This is a genomic window from Mesorhizobium sp. M7A.F.Ca.CA.004.04.2.1, assembly GCF_004022825.1.
Taxonomy (GTDB): domain Bacteria; phylum Pseudomonadota; class Alphaproteobacteria; order Rhizobiales; family Rhizobiaceae; genus Mesorhizobium.
The window spans coordinates 1-2,076 of sequence record NZ_RZPH01001029.1 but is presented as its reverse complement, the minus strand read 5'-3'; the positions used below and the strand labels follow the sequence as shown (position 1 = coordinate 2,076).

At 62.2% G+C, this 2,076-nt stretch carries 2 protein-coding genes; one reads left to right on the top strand and one right to left on the bottom strand.

Going from position 1 to position 2,076, the window contains the following annotated elements; translation table 11 throughout:
- The coding region (locus tag EN893_RS30780) for a pyridoxal-phosphate dependent enzyme (RefSeq protein ID WP_128362052.1) at window positions 1–414 on the bottom strand (414 nt) is incomplete at its 3' end.
- 434 nt (window positions 415–848) lie between these two features.
- On the opposite strand from EN893_RS30780, the gene EN893_RS30775 reads away from it, so the two are divergent.
- Complete coding sequence (locus EN893_RS30775; protein WP_127270256.1) at window positions 849–1,922, top strand: alpha/beta hydrolase; 1,074 nt, start codon at window positions 849–851, stop codon at window positions 1,920–1,922.
- Window positions 1,923–2,076: the final 154 nt, after the last annotated feature.

Below are 2,076 nucleotides of genomic sequence, written 5' to 3'. Positions count from 1 at the left end.
TTCCAGGGCCGCGCGATAGCAGTCGTCGAAGAAATCGCCGACCAGCCTGATCTCGATGAAATCGCCGCCGAACAGCTTGGTCTTGTCGATCTTCTGCTGCGGCGTCGTCACCGGCATGAACACGACGCCTCGCCTGCCGAAATGGCGGCAGACGAAAGCAAAACCCTGCGCGTGGTTGCCGGCGGACGCGCAGACGAACAGTTCAGCCTCGTTGCCGGCCGCCAGTGTCTTGCGGAAGAAATTGAAGGCGCCGCGGAGCTTGTAGGAGCGGACCGGCGACAGGTCCTCGCGCTTCAACAGCACCCGCGCGCCGGTCTTTTTCGACAGATAATCGTTTTCCTGCAGCGGCGTTTCAGGGAAGATCTGGCGGATCGCGGCGGCAGCGGCAGCAACGCGGGAAGAGAAACTGTTCATCGGAAACCACCCTTGGGAAAGCCACCTTGTGTTGCACGCTGTCCGCGGACCTCTATCATTGATCGGGTCGCGCACGTTCGGTTGTTGAGCGCCGGGACAAGGTGCGGCGCGAGCCAGCCTATTGCATATCCGGCTACGTGGCGCCATCGTCCATCATGTGCGTCGTTCCGAGCGGAAATTTTGCGGAATATTTTCAGTTACTTGTGGGTACATTCTCATGCCCCTGGCATCAGGCGGCTTAAAATCGCTATCTCTGCGGGAATTGGAAGGCCGGCGGCGACGCCGCCATTTTGGCTTTCGCGCAACACTGCGATGGCCGTAGCGGGGCGCCGATCACATTTCGACTGGACATGACTTAGTTCTGCCGCACTCTGCCTGTCCGGGAGGTATCGTGAGGATAGACAGGCCTTTCGGCCGGAGTTGGAAATTCAGGCGTGCCTTTGAAGAAGATTTTTATCGTTGTCCTGGCCTTGCTCGTCGCCGGCTGCGCCGGCCAGCAAACACAGGAATTGCTGGGCAGCGCCATGGTGTCCGCGCCGGTGACGGAGATCGCCGGCAACCACTCGATCTTCATCGCCACGACGCGCAAGAAATCCGACGATCCCAACAAGGTTTTCGACGGCGAACGCTCGGCGACGCTGAACTATGCCCGCGTCAACGTCACCGTTCCGGGGCTTCACAAGACCGGCCAGATCGAGCGCCGCTCGCGCGGCAAGTCGGATGACCCGGCCAAATATTTCATGGCTTCCGAGGTCGTCGGCTACGACACGCAGCCGAAATTCTCCAGCGCGCTCAATGCCGACATCGCGGCGCGTGGCGGCCGCGTCATGGTCTTCGTGCATGGCTACAACACCGGCTTCGATGCCGCCGTCTATCGCCTCACCCAGATCGTCCATGATTCCGGCTATCCCGGCACGCCCGTGCTGTTTTCCTGGGCATCGGGTGCCAGGACCACCGACTACGTCTATGACAAGGAAAGCGCCAGCGCTGCCCGCGACCAGTTGGAGGTGACGCTCAGGATGCTGGAGCAGTCCGGCGCGCGGCGCATCGACATCGTCGCGCATTCGCTCGGAACCTGGGTCACCATGGAAACGCTGCGGCAGATGGCCATCACCGGCGACCGCGATCTCGGCGGCAAGCTCGGCGACGTGGTGCTGGCTTCGCCCGACATCGATGTCGACGTGTTCAAGAGCCAGATGCGGCGCTATGGCAAGCCCGACAAGCCGTTCATCCTGCTGTTGTCGGACGACGACCGCGCGCTGCGGCTCTCCGGCCTGATCGCCGGATCCCGGCCGCGCGTCGGCGACTACAAGGATGCCGCCGATCTCGCCTCCTATGGCGTGTCGGTCGTCGACCTGTCCAAGGTCAAGGGATCGGACAGCTTCAACCATACGAAGTTCGCCGACAATCCGACGCTGGTGAAGATGATCGGCCAGCGGCTGCGCGAGGATGACGGCTTTGCCAGCGACCGTGACGTGACAGACCGCATCAGCCTGCTTGGCCAATAGGTGCGGTCCCGCGGTTTTCGCCGTGCCTGCCCGGCATCGCGGACGTGTGGATTCACTTTGAACTGGACCGCGCCGGTCTCTGGCCTTATCGGAATAGCCAGCGACGTCACGCGTTTGACGTCCCCCTTGGCGGGAGCCGGCGTATGACCATGCG